Raw genomic sequence first — 15627 nt, 5'->3', positions numbered from 1 at the left:
TCGCCGCCAGCACAGATTCGTATCGGTGGATAATGCCGGGCCGACGTCAACGTCCGGTTTGAGTTCTCGCCCGCGGCGACGTAGCCTTAGTCGGTTGACGTCCGCGTGCGCGGACCGTCCCCTGTGCCCCCGTGTCCCCGGTCTAGAGCGTTCCGGTGACCGTCGATCCGGAGTGATCTCATGAGCAAGCGTACGTTCCAGCCCAACAACCGTCGTCGCGCCAAGAAGCACGGCTTCCGCGCCCGCATGCGCACCCGTGCCGGTCGTGCGATCCTCTCGGCGCGTCGCGCCAAGGGCCGCACCGAGCTGTCCGCCTGACCCGGCGCGGTGCTGGCGCGGGCGAATCGCATCACCCGCGGGGCGGACTACAAGACCGTCGTCCGTGGGGGTGGCCGGTGTGCCGGTGCGCACACCGTGATGTACGTCGTGACGACCCCGCACATGCGCTCGCCCCGATTCGGGTTCATCGTCAGCAAGCGGGTGGGCTCCGCGGTCGTCCGCAACACCGTCCGGCGTCGGCTGAAGGCGGTGTGCGCCGAGGCGCTCCCGTCTGTTCGCGCCGGAGCCGACGTCGTCATCCGCGCCCTGCCGTCCTCCGCGGCGGCGCCGTATCGAGAGCTGCGCGCCGAGGTCGTGCGCTGCCTCGGCCGGAGGGCGGCGGCATGAGCGCGTCCACGCTGCCGGTCTCCTCGACCGGTCAAGGCCGGTTCGTGGCATCCGCTTTCGCCGCCGCGCTGCCGCTGGTCCCCCGCAACGCTCTCCTGGCTGTGTTGCACGGCTATCGGGCGACCGTCTCCCATGTCTACGGCGACGTCTGCAAGTACTACCCCTCCTGTTCCGCTTACGCGGTCGGCGCCGTGCAGCAGCACGGCGCGCTCATGGGTGCCGCGCTCGCGGCCGCGCGCCTCGCGCGCTGCCACCCGTGGGCGCGGGGCGGCGTCGACGACGTGCCGCCCCACCGCGACTTCCGACACGAACTGACTCCGCACGGTTTCGTCGTGCCCCTGAGAAAGGACTGATCCTTGCCGGGTCTTCTTCTTGCCGCGAGCTCCACCCCCGCAGCGTCGGGCGGCGGTTTCGACCTGTTCGCGACGATCCTGTGGCCGCTGAAGTGGCTCGTGGAGGTCGTGCTGGTCGCCTGGCACACCCTGCTGACCTTCCTGGGCCTGTCGCCGGATGCCGGCCTGACCTGGGTGCTGTCGATCTTCGGTCTCGTGATCGTCGTGCGCTCCGCGCTGATTCCGCTCTTCGTGAAGCAGATCAAGAGCCAGCGCAAGATGATGGAGATCGCTCCTGAGCTGAAGAAGGTTCAGGACAAGTACCGCGGAAAGAAGGATCAGCTCTCCCGCGAGGCCATGAGTCGAGAGACCATGGCGCTGTACAAGAAGCACGGCACGACGCCGGTCTCCAGCTGTCTGCCGCTGCTGATCCAGATGCCGGTCTTCCTCGCCCTGTTCTACACGCTCAGCGATGTCAAGAAGCATGCCGAGGCGGGCATAGGCGGCGTCGGCCTGCTCAACGCGGACCTCACTCTGCAGTTCTACGACGCGAAGCTGTTCGGTGTCGCTCCGTTGCACACGAGCCTCATGGATGCGGTGAACCAGAAGCCGGACGGCTGGGAGATCACCGTCACGATCCTCGTGATCCTCGTGATCCTCATGATCGCCTCGCAGTTCCTCACGCAGCTGCAGATCATCTCGAAGAACCTGTCTCCCGAGGCCAGGACCGGTCAGGCGTACCAGATGCAGAAGATCATGCTGTACGTGCTTCCGCTGGCATTCATCTTCTCGGGTGTCTTCTTCCCGCTCGGCGTCGTGCTCTACTGGTTCACCAGCAACCTGTGGACGATGGTGCAGCAGTTCCTGGTCATCCGGAATATGCCGACACCGGGATCAGAGGCGGCCAAGGCGCGCGAAGAGCGGCTCGCTCGCAAGGGAAAGGCGATCGACTCCTCGGGCAAGGTTGTGCCGCTGGCTAAGTACGAGGCCGAGCAGCAGCGCCTCGTGGAGGAGCGAGAGCGCGCCAAGGCGGTCACGCCCAAGCGCCAGCAGCCGGTGAGCAAGCAGCGCGCGAAGAAGCAGTCCCAGAAGGGTCGCCGCGACGGGTCGCCGGGGTCGAGCGGATCGCCCGGGCGCTGAAACGGTCTGCTGTATTCCCTTACCCGCATGAACTGAGGAGCGATGATGACCGACACCGCTGGATCGACGACCGAGCAACGCGCGGTCGCGACCGACGATCAACTCGAGCAGGAGGGCGACATCGCCGCCGACTTCCTGGAGGGACTGCTCGACATCGCGGACATCGACGGAGACCTCGCCCTCGACGTGCGCACCGGGCGGGCCTATGTCTCTGTGGAGCAGGACGGCGACAGCGACGGCTCGCTGGCGCTGTTGTCGGACCCGGATACCGTGCAGGCACTGCAGGAGCTGACGCGTATCGCGGTGCAGAACAAGACCGGACGGTTCTCGAGGCTGATCCTGGATGTGGGCGGGTCGAGGCTCACCCGCCAGCAGCAGCTGGAGGCACTCGTCGAGCGCGCGATCGCGCGTCTCGACGACGGGGCGTCGCAGGCATCGCTGCCGGCGATGTCGAGCTACGAGCGCAAGCTCGTGCACGACATCGCCGCCGAGCGCGGACTGGTGTCGGAGTCGTACGGCGAGGGTCATGACCGCCACACCGTCATCCGCCGCGCCTGACGACTCCGGAACCTCCGGCGGGCTCGAGTCCGAGCCTCGTGCCGCGGCGCTGGTGTTCGGCGACCGGATCGCGCATGCGCGCCGGTTCACGCGGGCACTTGCGGTGGAGGGCGAAGAACGCGGCCTGATCGGGCCTTTAGAGGTTCCACGCCTGTGGACGAGGCACATCCTCAACTGTGCCGTCGCGGCACCGCTCTTTCATGGTCGCGTCGGCGATGTGGGCTCTGGCGCCGGGCTTCCGGGTCTGGTGCTGGCGATCGCGCGGCCGGACGTGCGGTGGGTGCTGATCGAGCCGATGGAGCGCCGCGTCGCGTGGCTGTCGGAGCAGGTCGCTGCGCTGGGCCTTGACAACGTGGAGATCGTCCGGGCGCGCGGGGAGGACTGGAAGTTCGGCCCTGTGCTGGATGCCGTGACCGCCCGTGCCGTGAGTGCGCTCCGCACACTGATCCCGGTGACCGCTCCCCTGGTGCGCGACGGCGGCGAGCTCATCCTGTTGAAGGGCGCCAACGCGGCGAACGAGATCACGGCGGCCGAGAAGCAGGTGCGCCGGTTCCGGCTGTCGCACGTGCGGGTGGAGCTCGTCGGCGGAGGCATTGTGGACGAGCCCACGCGGGTCGTACGAGCCACGGTCCGCTGAGTTCTATACCTTCAGTGCTACTGAAGGATGTCGATTCGTTGTTGTGCGTGTCGGCGCGAGAATGCAGGCTTTTTCGCGGGTTCGTGCGTGGGCTGTTGTCGGAGGTATCGGGCTTCGCGCTTCGGGTGTTCACGACAAGAGCAGGGCCCCTACCCCGATTGTCGTGAACACCCGAATCGCTGCGCCCTGTCCCCGCGGATGAGTTGCCGCCGCGGTCGCCTCTTTCGCGGTATGGATACTGGCGGCTGAATCCGCTGATGCGTCGAGTTCTGTTCGCAGTTGCGCTCAGGTTGGCTTTGTGTTGTGGGTTGTGTCCAATCGGAACTGTGCCGGCTGACTGTGTTGAGGCGGCTCCCGTGTTTCACGTGAAACACACATTCAGACGCTTCGCCCGATAGGTGTGGCCTTGCGCGCGGCAGCACCCGGCTGCGCATTTGGCTCGTGTGCAACTCACTGTCTGCGCTTTGGCGCCGTGGTATTGCATGGCTCAATTTGCCCACTCGTGCCCGAATGTTTCACGTGAAACACCCAGCACCAGCACTCGCACTGACCATCGTGATCGCCCACCGAGTGGTCTCCGCTGGCATGATCTGTGTGTTACCAAACCGTCGGAGCCAGCCTGCCGGAGCTCCGCGAACGCGAGGGCGCAGCGATTCGGGTGTACACGACAATCGGGGTAGGGGCCCTGCTCTTGTCGTGAACACCCGAATCGCGAAGCCCGGTACACCGGCGGGAGGTACCGGAGTACCAGCGCGGTCAAAGCGTACCGGAGTTGACTTCGTCCAATACGATGCTTTGTTTACGTTAACACGACCATCAGGAAGGGTGTTTCACGTGAAACAGCGTCCGAGCCAGCGGCTACAGTAGAGAAGTCGAGCGAACGCGGTGGGAGTGATCACGTGCCAGACCCGGAGAACCCGAACTCCACGACATCCTTCCTGGGGGACACCCCGCTGGCGAGGCAGCTGGCCAAACTGACTGCGCGGCGCAAGCGACTGGAAAGAGTTGTGCTCGAGTTCGGCGCACCGACGCGAATCATCACGATCTCCAACCAGAAGGGCGGAGTCGGCAAGACGACGACGACCGTCAACCTCGCCGCAGCGATCGCGGATGCCGGCGGACGCGTGCTCGTCGTGGACCTGGATCCGCAGGGGAATGCCTCCACCGCTCTCGGCATCGAGCACGCCGCAGACACCCTCAGCGTCTACGACGTGCTCACCGACGAGACTCCCCTCGCAGACATCATCGAAGTCAGCCCTGAGTCGCGGCGACTGTTGTGCGCGCCGAGCACAATTCACCTGGCTGGAGCAGAAATCGAGCTCGTCTCGCAGGTGGCGCGCGAGCATCGGCTGAAGCGTGCGCTGGACGCCTACCTCGAAGCGGCGCCGGAGCACGTGGACTTCGTGCTCATCGACTGCCCGCCCTCCCTGGGCCTGCTCACGATCAACGCGTTCGCCGCCGCCGCCGAACTGCTCATCCCGATTCAGTGCGAGTACTACGCGCTGGAGGGGCTGAGTCAGCTGATGGGGAGCGTTCAGATGATCCAGAAGCATCTGAACCCGGGCCTGCGACTGTCCACGATCCTGCTCACGATGTTCGACGGGCGCACGCGTCTGGCGCAGCAGGTGGCCGAAGAGGTGCGGCAGCACTTCCCGCGGGAGGTGCTGCAGACGGTGATCCCCCGCTCGGTGCGCGTCTCGGAGGCGCCGAGCTTCGGGCAGACGGTGCTCGCGTACGACGGACAGTCGGCCGGCGCGGTGGCGTACCGAGAGATGGCGGTCGAGCTCGTGCGCCGCGGTGCGCCGGGCCAAGCGGAGCAGACCACGCAGGAGAGGACCCACTGATGGCCAAACGCACCGGCCTCGGCCGCGGCATCGGCGCGCTCATCCCGACGACGGAGCCCGCAGGGGCTCGACCCGTCGACGTGTTCTTCCCCGGTGCTGACACGGGTGGTCCCGCCGTGACGGCACCGGTCGACACCTCCCCGGCACCACCGGCGGCCGACGAGCTCGTCCCGGTGCCGGGCACACGACTGGTGGAGCTCGACCCGCACGACATCGTGCCCAATCCGCGTCAGCCGCGCACGAACTTCGATCCCGACGAGCTGGCGGAGCTGGTGCACAGCGTCCGCGAGTTCGGCGTGCTGCAGCCGGTCGTGGTCCGCGCCAACGGCGACGGCACGTACGAGCTCATCATGGGGGAGCGGCGCACCCGTGCCGCACGCGAGGCCGGCCTCAGTGCGATCCCTGCGATCGTGCGCGATACGGCCGACGAGCACCTGCTGCGCGACGCGCTGCTGGAGAACCTGCACCGCTCGCAGCTGAACCCGCTGGAGGAGGCGTCGGCCTACGCCCAACTCCTCGACGACTTCGGCATCACCCAGGAGGAGCTCGGCGAGCGCATCGGTCGCTCCCGGCCGCAGATCAGCAACACGATCCGGCTCCTCAAGCTCCCCGTTCCGGTACAGCAGCGGGTCGCGGCCGGTGTGCTGAGCGCCGGCCATGCCCGCGCGATCCTGTCCCTGCACGACCCGGAGGCCATGCAGCGGCTTGCCGACAAGATCGTGAACGAGGACCTCTCGGTGCGAGCGGCCGAGGCGGCGGCCCGCCTCCAGGACGCGCTTCCGGCACGCCGTTCGCGTCCGCAGCCCGGCTCCCGTCATGCTCATCTCGATGAGGTCGCCCAGCGCCTCGGGGATCGGCTCAACACGCGGGTCAAGGTGTCGATGTCGGCTAGAAAAGGCCAGGTCATCATTGACTTTGCGACAGTAGGAGATCTCAACCGCATTCTCGCCGAACTCGGCGAGCCGGGCTACGGCGCGCTCTGACCGCGCGCCTGCGCGGGCGGCGTAGGCTGGCTCAGGTGAGCAGACGTCCGCATCGGCCCCCGCGCGCCAGTCTTGAGCTGCTGCGCGCCGAGGCCGCCGACGAGCTGTCCGTGCTCGTCGAGGAGCGGCTGCGCGCCGGCGAGGACCCGTGGGCGTTCATGGAGGAGCTGCCGACCGTCGACGAGCTCGTGGTGCTGACGCTCCGAGCGGAGAGCATCGCCGAGGACGGCGGCATCCGCCCCTCGGCGACGCGCAACTATCGAGTGCTGCGACAGATCGCCCTCGACCACCCGCCGCTCACGCGTGCGGTGTGGCGGCTGCTCGGCAGTGAGCCGCACCGCCGGTGGCACGCGGCCGTGGAGACCGAGGCCGAGGCGTCCTGAGCCGCACGGCGCGGTCACGACAGGTACATGCCGATCACGGCATGTACCTGTGGAGTACCCCGACCGAGGGGGAACCTCAGCCGAGGTAGGCTGCCAGATCCTGCTCGAGCGCGAACTTGGGCTTTGCGCCGATGATGGTCTTCTCGACCTCGCCCTTCTGGAAGACCTTCATGGCTGGGATCGAGGTGATCTGGTACTTCATCGCGAGATTCGGGTTCTCGTCGACGTTCAGCTTCAGCACCGTGATCTTCTCGGGGTTCTCGGCCGCGATCTCATCGAGGATCGGCCCGACCATGCGGCACGGCCCGCACCACGCGGCCCAGAAGTCCACCAGGACGGGTCCTTCGGCGTCGACGACGTCCTGCTGCCAGGTGCTCTCGCTCGTGGCCTTCGCGGTCATGTCAGGTCTCCTTCACCAATGGGGATCACGCGTATGAAACGCGCGGATGCCGCGGATTGTTCCGCCGGTCACGCACCGCTCGCGCCGGCGACCGTCTCGAGCTCGTCGGTTGAGACGGCATCGGCCTGCGCGGCGAGGTAGTGCTCCACGTCGAGCGCGGCGACCGTGCCGCTTCCCGCAGCGGTGACCGCCTGGCGATAGGTCGGGTCGACGACGTCGCCGGCGGCGAAGACGCCGGGCACCGACGTGCGCGATGACCGTCCGTCGACCCGCACGGTTCCCTCCGGCGTGAGCTCGAGCACGCCGTGCACGAGGTGAGTGCGGGGGTCGTTGCCGATCGCGACGAAGAGCCCCTCCAGCGGCAGCTCGCGCGTGGAGCCGTCGACGGTGGAACGGAGCACGACGCCCGTCACGGCGTCGTCGCCGAGGATGTCGGCGACCTCGCTGTTCCACACCGGCTCGATCTTCTCGTTGGTGAAGGCGCGCTGCTGCATGATCTTCGATGCGCGCAGCTGGTCGCGGCGGTGGATGAGGTAGACCTTCGAGGCGAACTTCGTGAGGAACGTCGCCTCCTCGATGGCGGAGTCGCCGCCGCCGACGACCGCGATGACCCGGTCGCGGAAGAAGAAGCCGTCGCACGTGGCGCAGTACGAGACGCCGTGGCCGGACAGGCGGGCCTCGCCGGCGAGGCCCAGCTTGCGGGGGGCGGAGCCGGTGGCGTAGATGATCGTCGCGGCCTCGTGGGTGGCACCGCTGCCGAGGGCGACCCGCTTGACCGGGCCGTCGACGTCGAGCGACACGACATCGTCGTACAGCACCTCGGCACCGAAGCGCTCGGCCTGGGCCTGCATCTTCTCCATGAGCTCGGGGCCCATGACGCCCTCGGGGAAGCCGGGGAAGTTCTCCACCTCGGTGGTGTTCATGAGCTCGCCGCCGGCCTCGACCGAGCTTGCGATCACGAGCGGGGCCAGATTCGCCCGCGCCGCGTAGATCGCCGCCGTGTAGCCTGCCGGTCCCGAGCCGATGATGATGACCTGACGCACCGCGTCGCCCCTTCCCGTGCCGAGCGCGAACCGCTCCCGCGCATCCAACCCATGGTAGCCGCGCGGTATTCCCGCGTCGCGCGACCAGCCCGGCCGGCATGCCGCGCGGGAGCGCGGAACGGATGCCGCGCCTCAGCGCCCGGGCAGGAAGCGGCGCACGGCGCGCACGGCGATCTGAAGCTCCGGAACGCGCAGGAGCGCGAGGAAGGCGACGTACACGACGAGGGTCGCACCCCCCACCGCGGCCGCGGAGAGGATCGCGGTGCCGCGGTCGGCGGTGGCCCAGCCGTCGACACCGCCCAGGAGCTGATAGCCGAACCATCCCGCTGTCGCCGCGGGTATGCCCGCCGCGACGAACTTCGCGAGCGAGAGCATCGCCGGGCGCAGCCCGAGCGGCCCGATCTTGCGTCGCAGGAGCCCCATCGCGAGGGCGAGCTGGACCAGGTTGGACAGCGACTGTCCGAGGGCGATGCCGAAGGCCAGGAGCGCGAGCGGCAGCATGGCGTACGCGGCGACGGCCGTGATGACGACCAGCACGCACTGGACCAGGGTGAACAGGAACGGCGTACGGGTGTCGTGGTAGGCGTAGAACGTCCGCTGCAGCACGAACTGCACCGACAGCGGCAGCAGGGCCACGAGATAGGCGCCCAGGACGAGGGCGAACTGCACGGCATCCCCGCTCGTGTCGGTGAAGATGCGTGAGACCGGGACGATCGCCGCGACGATCGCCGCGAGAGCGCCCACCATCAGCACGCCGATGATGCGCGTGGACGAGTCGAGGTCGTCGCGGACGGCGTCGATCCGCCCCGCCGCGACGTGCTCGCTGAGGCGCGTGAAGTAGGGCGTCCCGATCGAGAGGACGACGACGGAGTACGGCAGGATGAACACGAGCCACGCGTACTGCATCGCCGCGACCGATGCGCCTTCGTGGGATGCCGCGCCGACGAGGTTCGTCTGCAGAAGCCCCGCGAGCTGCCCGACGACGACCATGAGGAAGGTCCACCCGGCGAGGCGGCCGATGTGGCGCAGGCCGATGCCGCGCCAATGGAAGTCGGGGCGCACGCGCAGCTTCGCCTGCCGCCAGAACAGCAGCAGCACGAGGGTCTGGGCGACGATGCCGAGGGTCGCCGTGCCCCCCATGAGGGCGATCATTGCGGGGGTCCAGCCGACGGCATCCCGATGCAGGCCGAAGATCCAGATGAAGGCGAGGAATCCCGCGATCGACACGAGGTTGTTGACGATCGGGGACCACGCGTACGGCCCGAACACGCTTCGAGCGTTGAGGATCTCGCCCAGCAGCGCGTAGAGGCCGTAGAAGAGCAGTTGGGGCATGCACCAGTACGCGAACGCGAGCGTCAGCGCGATGCCCTCGGGGCCGAGACGCGCGCCGTACCAGTGCACCAGGAGCGGGGCGGCGGCGACCGCGATCACCGTCGCGGCGGCGAGCGCGACCACGCCGAGGGTCAGCAGCTTCGAGACGAACGCGCTGCCGCCGTCGCGGTCGCGACCGGCCTTGATGATCTGCGGCACGATCACCCCGGCGAGCAGGCCCGACGAGATGAGCGAGTAGATGTTCGTCGGCAGCTGGGCCGCCACGGCGAACGCGTCGGCGGCCTCGGCCCCGATCGTGCCGAGTGCGGCGGCGAGCACGACGTTGCGGACCAGGCCCGTCACGCGCGAGACGAGGGTGCCCGCGCCCACGATCGCACTGGCCCGGCCGATCCCGCTCATCGTGAAGCCTCGTCCGCGGCCGAGTCGTCGCGCGGCGTCGCGCGGTTTCCGGCCGGGTCGTCCGGGTTCATGCCGTCTGCGGCATCCATCTCGTCTGCGGTGTCCGTCCCGCGGGCGCCGCGTCGACGGATGCGCAGGACTGTGCGCACGACGCCGAGAACGAGCAGGAGGCCCACCACAGCCGCCAGCACGGCGATCCAGACGGACTCCCATTCGGCCCGCACCGTCACCGGCACGGAGCTGGCGTGGCCGATCGCAACGCCGGTCGGACTGCGCAGCTGCAGCTCGATCGTGGTCGCACCGCTGCCCACGCGCGCTTCGACGGGCACCTCGACGCGCGTGTTCTGCTCGGCGCCCGCCTCGACCGCTGTCGTGTTCTGCACGACCAGCACCGGCTCGGTCGGATACGCGGTGAGGGTGAGCGAGACCGGCCAGGGCAGGTCGTTGCGCACCGCGAACCCGAGCGGCGCCGCTCCGCCGAGGAGGTTGATGTTGCTCGGAGGGCTGATGCCGACGGCATCGAGCGTCTCGTGCGTGCCGGCGCGGTGCTCGGCGACGGTCGTGCTCCAGGTCTCCGGCTGGGTTCGCCACGCGTTGCCCATCAGCTGCAGCAGGGTGGTGCGCTCGGGCGTGGTCAGGACCGCGGGGTCGGCGAGGATCGAGGCGAACGCGGTGAGCTGCGACTCGTCGTGGAGCAGCTGCGCGAGGGCGTCGACGCGGGTCGGGTCGGGATCCGCTGCGGCGATCTCCACGTTCTCGGGATCGGCCGCGGTCACAGTCCCGAGGTCGGTCGGGGAGTAACCGGCGAGCGACTGCGCCGTGGCGACGGCTGAGCGCAGGCCGGTGCTGGACGGGGTCGCGCGGTCGACGACGACGAGGATCGGTCGGTCGGAGCGGGCGCGCGCGACCGCGGCGTAGGCGTTCGCCTCGGCGGTCGCGGCGGCGCGCGCGACGCCGTCGTCGGAGGAGGCCACGGCGGCGAGAGCCGAGGAGAGGTCGGCGTCGTAGACGAGGAGATTCGCATCGTCGGCGGTGGCGCTCGGCCCCGCGTCGTCGGAGATCGTCGTGTCGGGCACCAGCGTGAGCGCGCCCGGGACGGCCGCGGTCAGCGCGGCGATGACGTCGGGGCCGGCCGAGCCGGTGGCGGGCCAGAGCACGCCGGGCAGCGCTGGGCCGATGTCGGTCAGCTCATCGAGGGTCGGCAGGCTCGTCTGCGGTTCCGTCTCGGCCGTCGCGGTGGGAGCCGGCGTCTCGTCGGGCTCGGCGCCGGCTGAGACCGACGCGAAGTCATCGGGGTCGAGGTAGGACTGCAGCGTGACGGGCGCCAGCGGCACCGACATGCCGGACTGCACCTGCGTCGCGAGGTCCGCGTCGCCGAACTGCAGGGCGAAGCGCTGGTTGGGAAGGGCCATCAGGCGCGCCAGCCACGCCTCGGCATCGTCGGGGGCGGCGGAGCCGAGCACGCGGATCGAGGCGGGGATCGCGGGGTCGACCGCGAGGATCGCGGAGGTCCCGGTCACGGCGTCGAGCTGCTCGGTGAGCACGCCCAGCGGACCGGTGAGGTCGGTCAGCTCGTCCTCGGTGAGGAGGCCGTGGTCCAGGGGACCGGCGACGACCGGCACGACCAGGCCGAGCCCGGTGGATGCGATCGCGGCGGGGGCAACGACCACGACGCTCGTCACGGTGAGGGAACCGGCAGCCGAGGCGTAGGTCGCACGAAGCGGGTACACGCCGGGTGAGCGGGATGCCAGGCCCGTGCCCGTCGGGTCGACCGTGAGGGCGGTGGTCCGCGTGTCCAGGGGGGCGACGGCATCCACGTGTGTCACCCCGAGCTCGTCGAAGACCATGTCGCCATCGCCGGTGCCGTCGGCGAGCCACGCCTCGAGGTCGGTGCGGGACTCGAGCGGGGCGCGGCCCACGGCCACGTGCACGTCGGCCGCCGCCACGGTCGACGGCGTGGTGTTGGTGACGGTGGTCGTGAGGGTCAGCGGCAGCTCCGCGCGCACGAGTCCGCCGCCAGAGGGGGCCACGGTGATCGAGACGCTGCCCGCCGTGTCGCCGGCCACGCTGACCTGACCGGCCGCTGCCGCGTCCGACAGCAGCGGCGTGAGCGCGAGCGCGACGGCCGCGACCCACGCACCCAGGCGCCGGCGTCGCGCGGCGGGCCGGCTCGACTCGGGGGAGGTCAGGGTCATGGCGGGGTCTCGACTCCTCTGCGATCCACGACCGCACGATCAGGACAGAGTCTAGGGTTCCGCCCCTGAGCGGTCCCCGAGACGAGCCGAAGGGTGCGCTTTCCCGCGCGGCGCTCGGCGATGGCGGGGGATGCCGCCGGGGATGGGATGATCCTGGGGTGACCCCCGACCCTGCGCTGTGCGCGGCACTGCGCGCCGACCTCACCGCGGCCGGCTACACCGCCGGCGCGGCGCGCGCGGCCTGGGGCGAGCAGGCCGACGACGCGATCCGTCACGGCCTGGCCGGTCCCGCCCGCGCCGCGCTTGCCGGGCGCACCGATGCGCTCGCGGTGCTGTGCCGCGCGCTCTTCCTGGCCGAGGCGTTCCCCGCCCACGTGCTCGACACGGCCCTTCCGCGCACCGGCAGCGCCGGGCTGATCGCGCTCCGGCTCGCGCGGCCCGATGGCGCGCTCGTGCGTCCGGTCGCGACGGTGCGACCGCAGGAGCTCGAGGCGGACGGCGGTGCGCAGCACTGGTGGATCGCCGCCGACCCCGACGAGGCCGTCGTCTCGGGTCCGCTGGGCACGGGCCACGTGCTCGGCGTGGGCGGCGCATCGCTCACCCTCGCCGGCCTCCAGCCCTCATCGGCGGTCGGCCGTGTGCTCGACGTGGGCACCGGATGCGGCATCCAGGCGCTGCGCGCACGCCTCTCGGCCGACCGGGTCGTCGCGACGGACACCTCCATACGTGCACTGGAATACACCCGTCTGAACGCACTGCTCAATGGCGTGGACGGCATCGAGGTGCGCCGCGGAAGCCTGTTCGAGCCGGTCGCCGGCGAGCAGTTCGACCGGGTCGTGTCCAACCCCCCGTTCGTCGTGACGCCGCGCGTCGCCGGTGTGCCCACGTATGAGTACCGCGACGGCGGGCTGACCGGTGACGAGCTGATCGCGGCATTCGTCCGCGGGGTCGGTGCCGTGCTCGCTCCCGCCGGCACCGCGCACCTGCTCGGCAACTGGGAGTATCGCGAGGGTGAGGACGGGCTCGACCGCGTGCAGCAGTGGGTGGCGGCATCGAACATTCCGCTGGACGCATGGATTGTCGAGCGTGAGCTGCTCGCCCCTCTCGCCTATGCGGAGCTGTGGGTGCGCGACGGCGGGACAGCGCCCGGGAGCGGGGGCTATGCCGAACTCGTGGAGGCCTGGCTCGATGACTTCGCCGCGCGATCGGTCACCGCGATCGGTTTCGGCTACCTGCTCCTGCGCCGCCCGGCCTCGGGGGTGCCGACCCTGGCCCGCTACGAGCGGGTGACCCGTCCCGTGCGCGACGGTCTCGGTGCGCACGTGGAGGCTGCACTGGCGGTGCACGACGCGCTCGAAGCCCTCGACGAGGCCGGGCTCGCGGCATCCGTCCTCGTCGTGGCGGCGGACGTCACCGAGGCTCGCCACCACCTTCCTGGCGCGGAGGCACCGAGCGTCATCGAGCTGCACCAGGGCGGCGCGTTCGGTCGGGTGATCGAGGTCGATCCGGCGCTGGCGGCGCTCGTCGGCGCGTGCGACGGCGACCTTGCGGTGGGTCCGCTCGTCGATGCGATAGCTGAGCTGCTCGAGGTGGATGCCGCGGCGCTGCGCGCCGACGTGCTCCCGCGCGTGCGCGATCTGCTGTTCACCGGGTTCCTGCGCTTCGCCTGACCTCGCGCCCTCGCGCCCTCGCGCCCTCGCGCCCTCGCGCTCTCGCGCCCTCGCGCCCTCGCGCCTCCCGCACCGCGCCTGACGCCCCAGCACCCTCCCTTTCCCTCGCCCAGTCACTGCCTTGTGCGTCGAGTCACTGCTCCCGCGTCGAGTCACTGTGTTCCAGGGCAGTGACTCGCGAGTAAGGCAGTGACTCGGGGGGAAGGGCAGTGACTCGGGTGATGGGCAGTGACGCGGGGGGCAGGGCAGTGAGTCGGGGCAGGTAGTGGTTCGGCGGGTAGGACAGCGACGGGTGCTCGGCCTGGCTTGCCCGCGAGTCATTGCCTCCGGCATCCAGTCACTGCTCCCGCGTCGAGTCACTGTGTTCCAGGGCAGTGACTCGCGAGTAAGGCAGTGACTCGCGCGCTGGGCACTGCGGCGGGGGTTGGGTGGAGGGGGATGCCGGCAACGCACGGGCGCGGCAACGCACGGGCGCGGGAACGCACGGGCGCGGGAACGCACGGGCGAGCGGGCACGGGTCGGCGGCGCGGATAGGCTCGAGTCCATGCTCAACATGGCCGAGGGCCTCGCCCGGCTCGGCGCGCTCGCCGCGCAGCCGGTGGTCCAGACCCTCGCCGCGGCATTCGCGGACGCCGGGCACGAGCTCGCCATCGTCGGCGGTCCGGTGCGCGACGCGCTGCTGGGGCGCCGGACGAACGACCTCGACTTCACGACCGACGCTCGGCCCGACGAGATCCTGCGCATCGTCGTGCCGCACGCCAGCGCGCACTGGGACATCGGCCGCGCGTTCGGCACGATCGGCGCGCGCATCGGCGGCGAACAGGTCGAGATCACCACCTACCGCGCCGACAGCTACGACGGGGTGACCCGCAAGCCCACTGTCGAGTTCGGCGACACCCTCGAGGCCGACCTGTCGCGCCGCGACTTCACCGTCGGCGCGATGGCGCTGCGCGTGCCGGGACCCACGCTCGTCGACCCCACCGGCGGGGTCGAGGACCTCGTCGCACAGACGCTGCGCACGCCCGCCGATCCGCACGTGAGCTTCGGCGACGATCCGCTGCGCATGCTCCGGGCCGCGCGGTTCGCGTCGCAGCTGGGCTTCGAGATCGCCGCGCCGACCCTGGCCGCGATGGGCGAGCTGTGCGACACGCTCGACATCGTGAGCCCGGAGCGCATCCAGGGCGAGCTCGTGAAGCTGCTGCAGACCGATGCCCCGGATGCCGGCATCCGTGTGCTCGTCGAGACGGGTCTCATGGACCGGTTCCTCCCCGAGGTGCCCGCGCTGCGGCTGGAGATCGACGAGCACCACCACCACAAGGACGTGTACGAGCACTCGCTCACCGTGCTGCGCCAGGCGATCGATCTGGAGGCCGAGCGCCACCCGGGCTCGGCGCCCGACGTGCCGCTGCGGCTCGCGGCACTGCTGCACGACATCGGCAAGCCCGCGACGCGCCGGCTCGAGCCCGGGGGAGGCGTGAGCTTCCACCACCACGACGTCAAGGGCGCACGCCTCGCGCGCAAGCGCCTGCAGGCGCTGCGCTTCGACGCGGCCACGACGACCACCGTGTGCCGGCTGATCGAGCTGCACCTGCGCTTCTTCGGCTACGCGGAGGGCGCCTGGACCGACTCGGCGGTGCGCCGGTACGTGCGGGATGCCGGGGACGAGCTCGAGCGCCTGCACATCCTCACACGGGCCGATGTCACGACGCGCAACCGCCGCAAGGCGACGCGGCTGCGGCTGGCGTACGACGACATCGAGCGGCGCATCGCGGAGCTGGCCGCGCAGGAGGAGCTCGACGCGATGCGCCCGGCGCTCGACGGCAACCGGATCCAGGAGGTGCTCGGCATCGGTCCCGGCCCCGCGGTGGGGGAGGCGTACCGGTTCCTCCTGGACGTGCGGCTCGACGAGGGCGTCGTCGACGAGGCCGAGGCGGAGCGCCGGCTGCGCCAGTGGTGGGCCGACCGCGCGCGGTGACGCGCGGCCGGCGGACGGACGAGCCCGCGGGCGGCGATCGGACGAGCCCGCGGGCGGCGATCGGACGAGC

15 protein-coding genes are annotated in these 15627 nt (G+C 70.3%); 11 read left to right on the top strand and 4 right to left on the bottom strand.

Annotated elements, in window-relative coordinates; translation table 11 throughout:
* Positions 1 to 180: 180 nt before the first annotated feature.
* The 9 genes from rpmH (at position 181) to QM641_RS08555 (ending at position 6543) form a co-directional block, all read left to right on the top strand.
* Entirely contained in the window at positions 181 to 318 is a 138-nt protein-coding gene (gene rpmH / locus QM641_RS08595) for a 50S ribosomal protein L34 (RefSeq protein WP_022879826.1), read from the top strand.
* A gap of 9 nt (positions 319 to 327) precedes the next feature.
* Complete coding sequence (rnpA, locus tag QM641_RS08590; protein WP_415115464.1) at positions 328 to 666, top strand: ribonuclease P protein component; 339 nt, start codon at positions 328 to 330, stop codon at positions 664 to 666.
* Positions 663 to 1019 carry a membrane protein insertion efficiency factor YidD gene (gene yidD, locus QM641_RS08585; RefSeq protein WP_415115462.1) on the top strand — a complete coding sequence of 119 codons (357 nt, stop codon included), beginning with the start codon at positions 663 to 665 and terminating at the stop codon, positions 1017 to 1019. Before rnpA ends, yidD begins: the two co-directional genes overlap by 4 nt.
* A gap of 3 nt (positions 1020 to 1022) precedes the next feature.
* Complete coding sequence (gene yidC / locus QM641_RS08580) at positions 1023 to 2138, top strand: membrane protein insertase YidC (RefSeq protein WP_415115460.1); 1116 nt, start codon at positions 1023 to 1025, stop codon at positions 2136 to 2138.
* Between the two features lie 45 nt (positions 2139 to 2183).
* On the top strand, positions 2184 to 2696 hold the full coding sequence (locus QM641_RS08575) for a protein jag (protein ID WP_415115458.1): 513 nt from the start codon (positions 2184 to 2186) through the stop codon (positions 2694 to 2696).
* A complete protein-coding gene (gene rsmG / locus QM641_RS08570; RefSeq protein ID WP_415115456.1) occupies positions 2665 to 3333 on the top strand; it encodes a 16S rRNA (guanine(527)-N(7))-methyltransferase RsmG in 669 nt (222 codons plus the stop codon). Before QM641_RS08575 ends, rsmG begins: the two co-directional genes overlap by 32 nt.
* An 899-nt stretch (positions 3334 to 4232) precedes the next feature.
* A complete protein-coding gene (locus QM641_RS08565) occupies positions 4233 to 5177 on the top strand; it encodes a ParA family protein (RefSeq protein WP_415115453.1) in 945 nt (314 codons plus the stop codon).
* Positions 5177 to 6160: a ParB/RepB/Spo0J family partition protein gene (locus tag QM641_RS08560; RefSeq protein ID WP_415115451.1), complete on the top strand. Its 984-nt coding sequence runs from the start codon at positions 5177 to 5179 to the stop codon at positions 6158 to 6160. The genes QM641_RS08565 and QM641_RS08560 overlap by 1 nt, the downstream gene beginning before the upstream one ends.
* A 35-nt stretch (positions 6161 to 6195) precedes the next feature.
* Positions 6196 to 6543 (top strand): tryptophan synthase subunit alpha, encoded by a 348-nt coding sequence (locus QM641_RS08555; RefSeq protein WP_415115449.1) that lies wholly within the window; start codon positions 6196 to 6198, stop codon positions 6541 to 6543.
* Between the two features lie 76 nt (positions 6544 to 6619).
* On the opposite strand, the gene trxA is transcribed toward QM641_RS08555, so the two are convergent.
* The 4 genes from trxA to QM641_RS08535 form a co-directional block, all read right to left on the bottom strand.
* Complete coding sequence (gene trxA / locus QM641_RS08550) at positions 6620 to 6943, bottom strand: thioredoxin (RefSeq protein WP_415115447.1); 324 nt, start codon at positions 6941 to 6943, stop codon at positions 6620 to 6622.
* 68 nt (positions 6944 to 7011) lie between these two features.
* Positions 7012 to 7986 carry a thioredoxin-disulfide reductase gene (trxB, locus tag QM641_RS08545; RefSeq protein ID WP_415115445.1) on the bottom strand — a complete coding sequence of 325 codons (975 nt, stop codon included), beginning with the start codon at positions 7984 to 7986 and terminating at the stop codon, positions 7012 to 7014.
* A gap of 132 nt (positions 7987 to 8118) precedes the next feature.
* A complete protein-coding gene (murJ, locus tag QM641_RS08540) occupies positions 8119 to 9717 on the bottom strand; it encodes a murein biosynthesis integral membrane protein MurJ (protein ID WP_415115443.1) in 1599 nt (532 codons plus the stop codon).
* Complete coding sequence (locus QM641_RS08535; protein ID WP_415115441.1) at positions 9714 to 11912, bottom strand: DUF6049 family protein; 2199 nt, start codon at positions 11910 to 11912, stop codon at positions 9714 to 9716. The genes murJ and QM641_RS08535 overlap by 4 nt, the downstream gene beginning before the upstream one ends.
* A gap of 158 nt (positions 11913 to 12070) precedes the next feature.
* Between QM641_RS08535 and QM641_RS08530 the strand changes: the two genes are divergently transcribed.
* Positions 12071 to 13582: a methyltransferase gene (locus QM641_RS08530; protein WP_415115439.1), complete on the top strand. Its 1512-nt coding sequence runs from the start codon at positions 12071 to 12073 to the stop codon at positions 13580 to 13582.
* Between the two features lie 544 nt (positions 13583 to 14126).
* Positions 14127 to 15557 carry a CCA tRNA nucleotidyltransferase gene (locus QM641_RS08525; RefSeq protein WP_415115437.1) on the top strand — a complete coding sequence of 477 codons (1431 nt, stop codon included), beginning with the start codon at positions 14127 to 14129 and terminating at the stop codon, positions 15555 to 15557.
* Positions 15558 to 15627: the final 70 nt, after the last annotated feature.

This window comes from Microbacterium sp. (assembly GCF_047605725.1).
Classification (GTDB): Bacteria; Actinomycetota; Actinomycetes; order Actinomycetales; family Microbacteriaceae; genus Microbacterium.
The sequence above is the reverse complement of the archived record's forward strand: the minus strand, read 5'-3'. Positions and strand labels throughout refer to the sequence as shown.

Bases quoted from the DNA above. Each gene is read 5' to 3' on its own strand.
- yidD (WP_415115462.1), top strand. From the start codon at position 663: ATGAGCGCGTCCACGCTGCCGGTCTCCTCGACCGGTCAAGGCCGGTTC.
- rpmH (WP_022879826.1), top strand. From the start codon at position 181: ATGAGCAAGCGTACGTTCCAGCCCAACAACCGTCGTCGCGCCAAGAAG.
- QM641_RS08525 (WP_415115437.1), top strand. From the start codon at position 14,127: ATGCTCAACATGGCCGAGGGCCTCGCCCGGCTCGGCGCGCTCGCCGCG.
- QM641_RS08560 (WP_415115451.1), top strand. From the start codon at position 5,177: ATGGCCAAACGCACCGGCCTCGGCCGCGGCATCGGCGCGCTCATCCCG.
- trxA (WP_415115447.1), bottom strand. From the start codon at position 6,943: ATGACCGCGAAGGCCACGAGCGAGAGCACCTGGCAGCAGGACGTCGTC.
- rsmG (WP_415115456.1), top strand. From the start codon at position 2,665: ATGACCGCCACACCGTCATCCGCCGCGCCTGACGACTCCGGAACCTCC.
- murJ (WP_415115443.1), bottom strand. From the start codon at position 9,717: ATGAGCGGGATCGGCCGGGCCAGTGCGATCGTGGGCGCGGGCACCCTC.
- QM641_RS08535 (WP_415115441.1), bottom strand. From the start codon at position 11,912: ATGACCCTGACCTCCCCCGAGTCGAGCCGGCCCGCCGCGCGACGCCGG.
- QM641_RS08575 (WP_415115458.1), top strand. From the start codon at position 2,184: ATGACCGACACCGCTGGATCGACGACCGAGCAACGCGCGGTCGCGACC.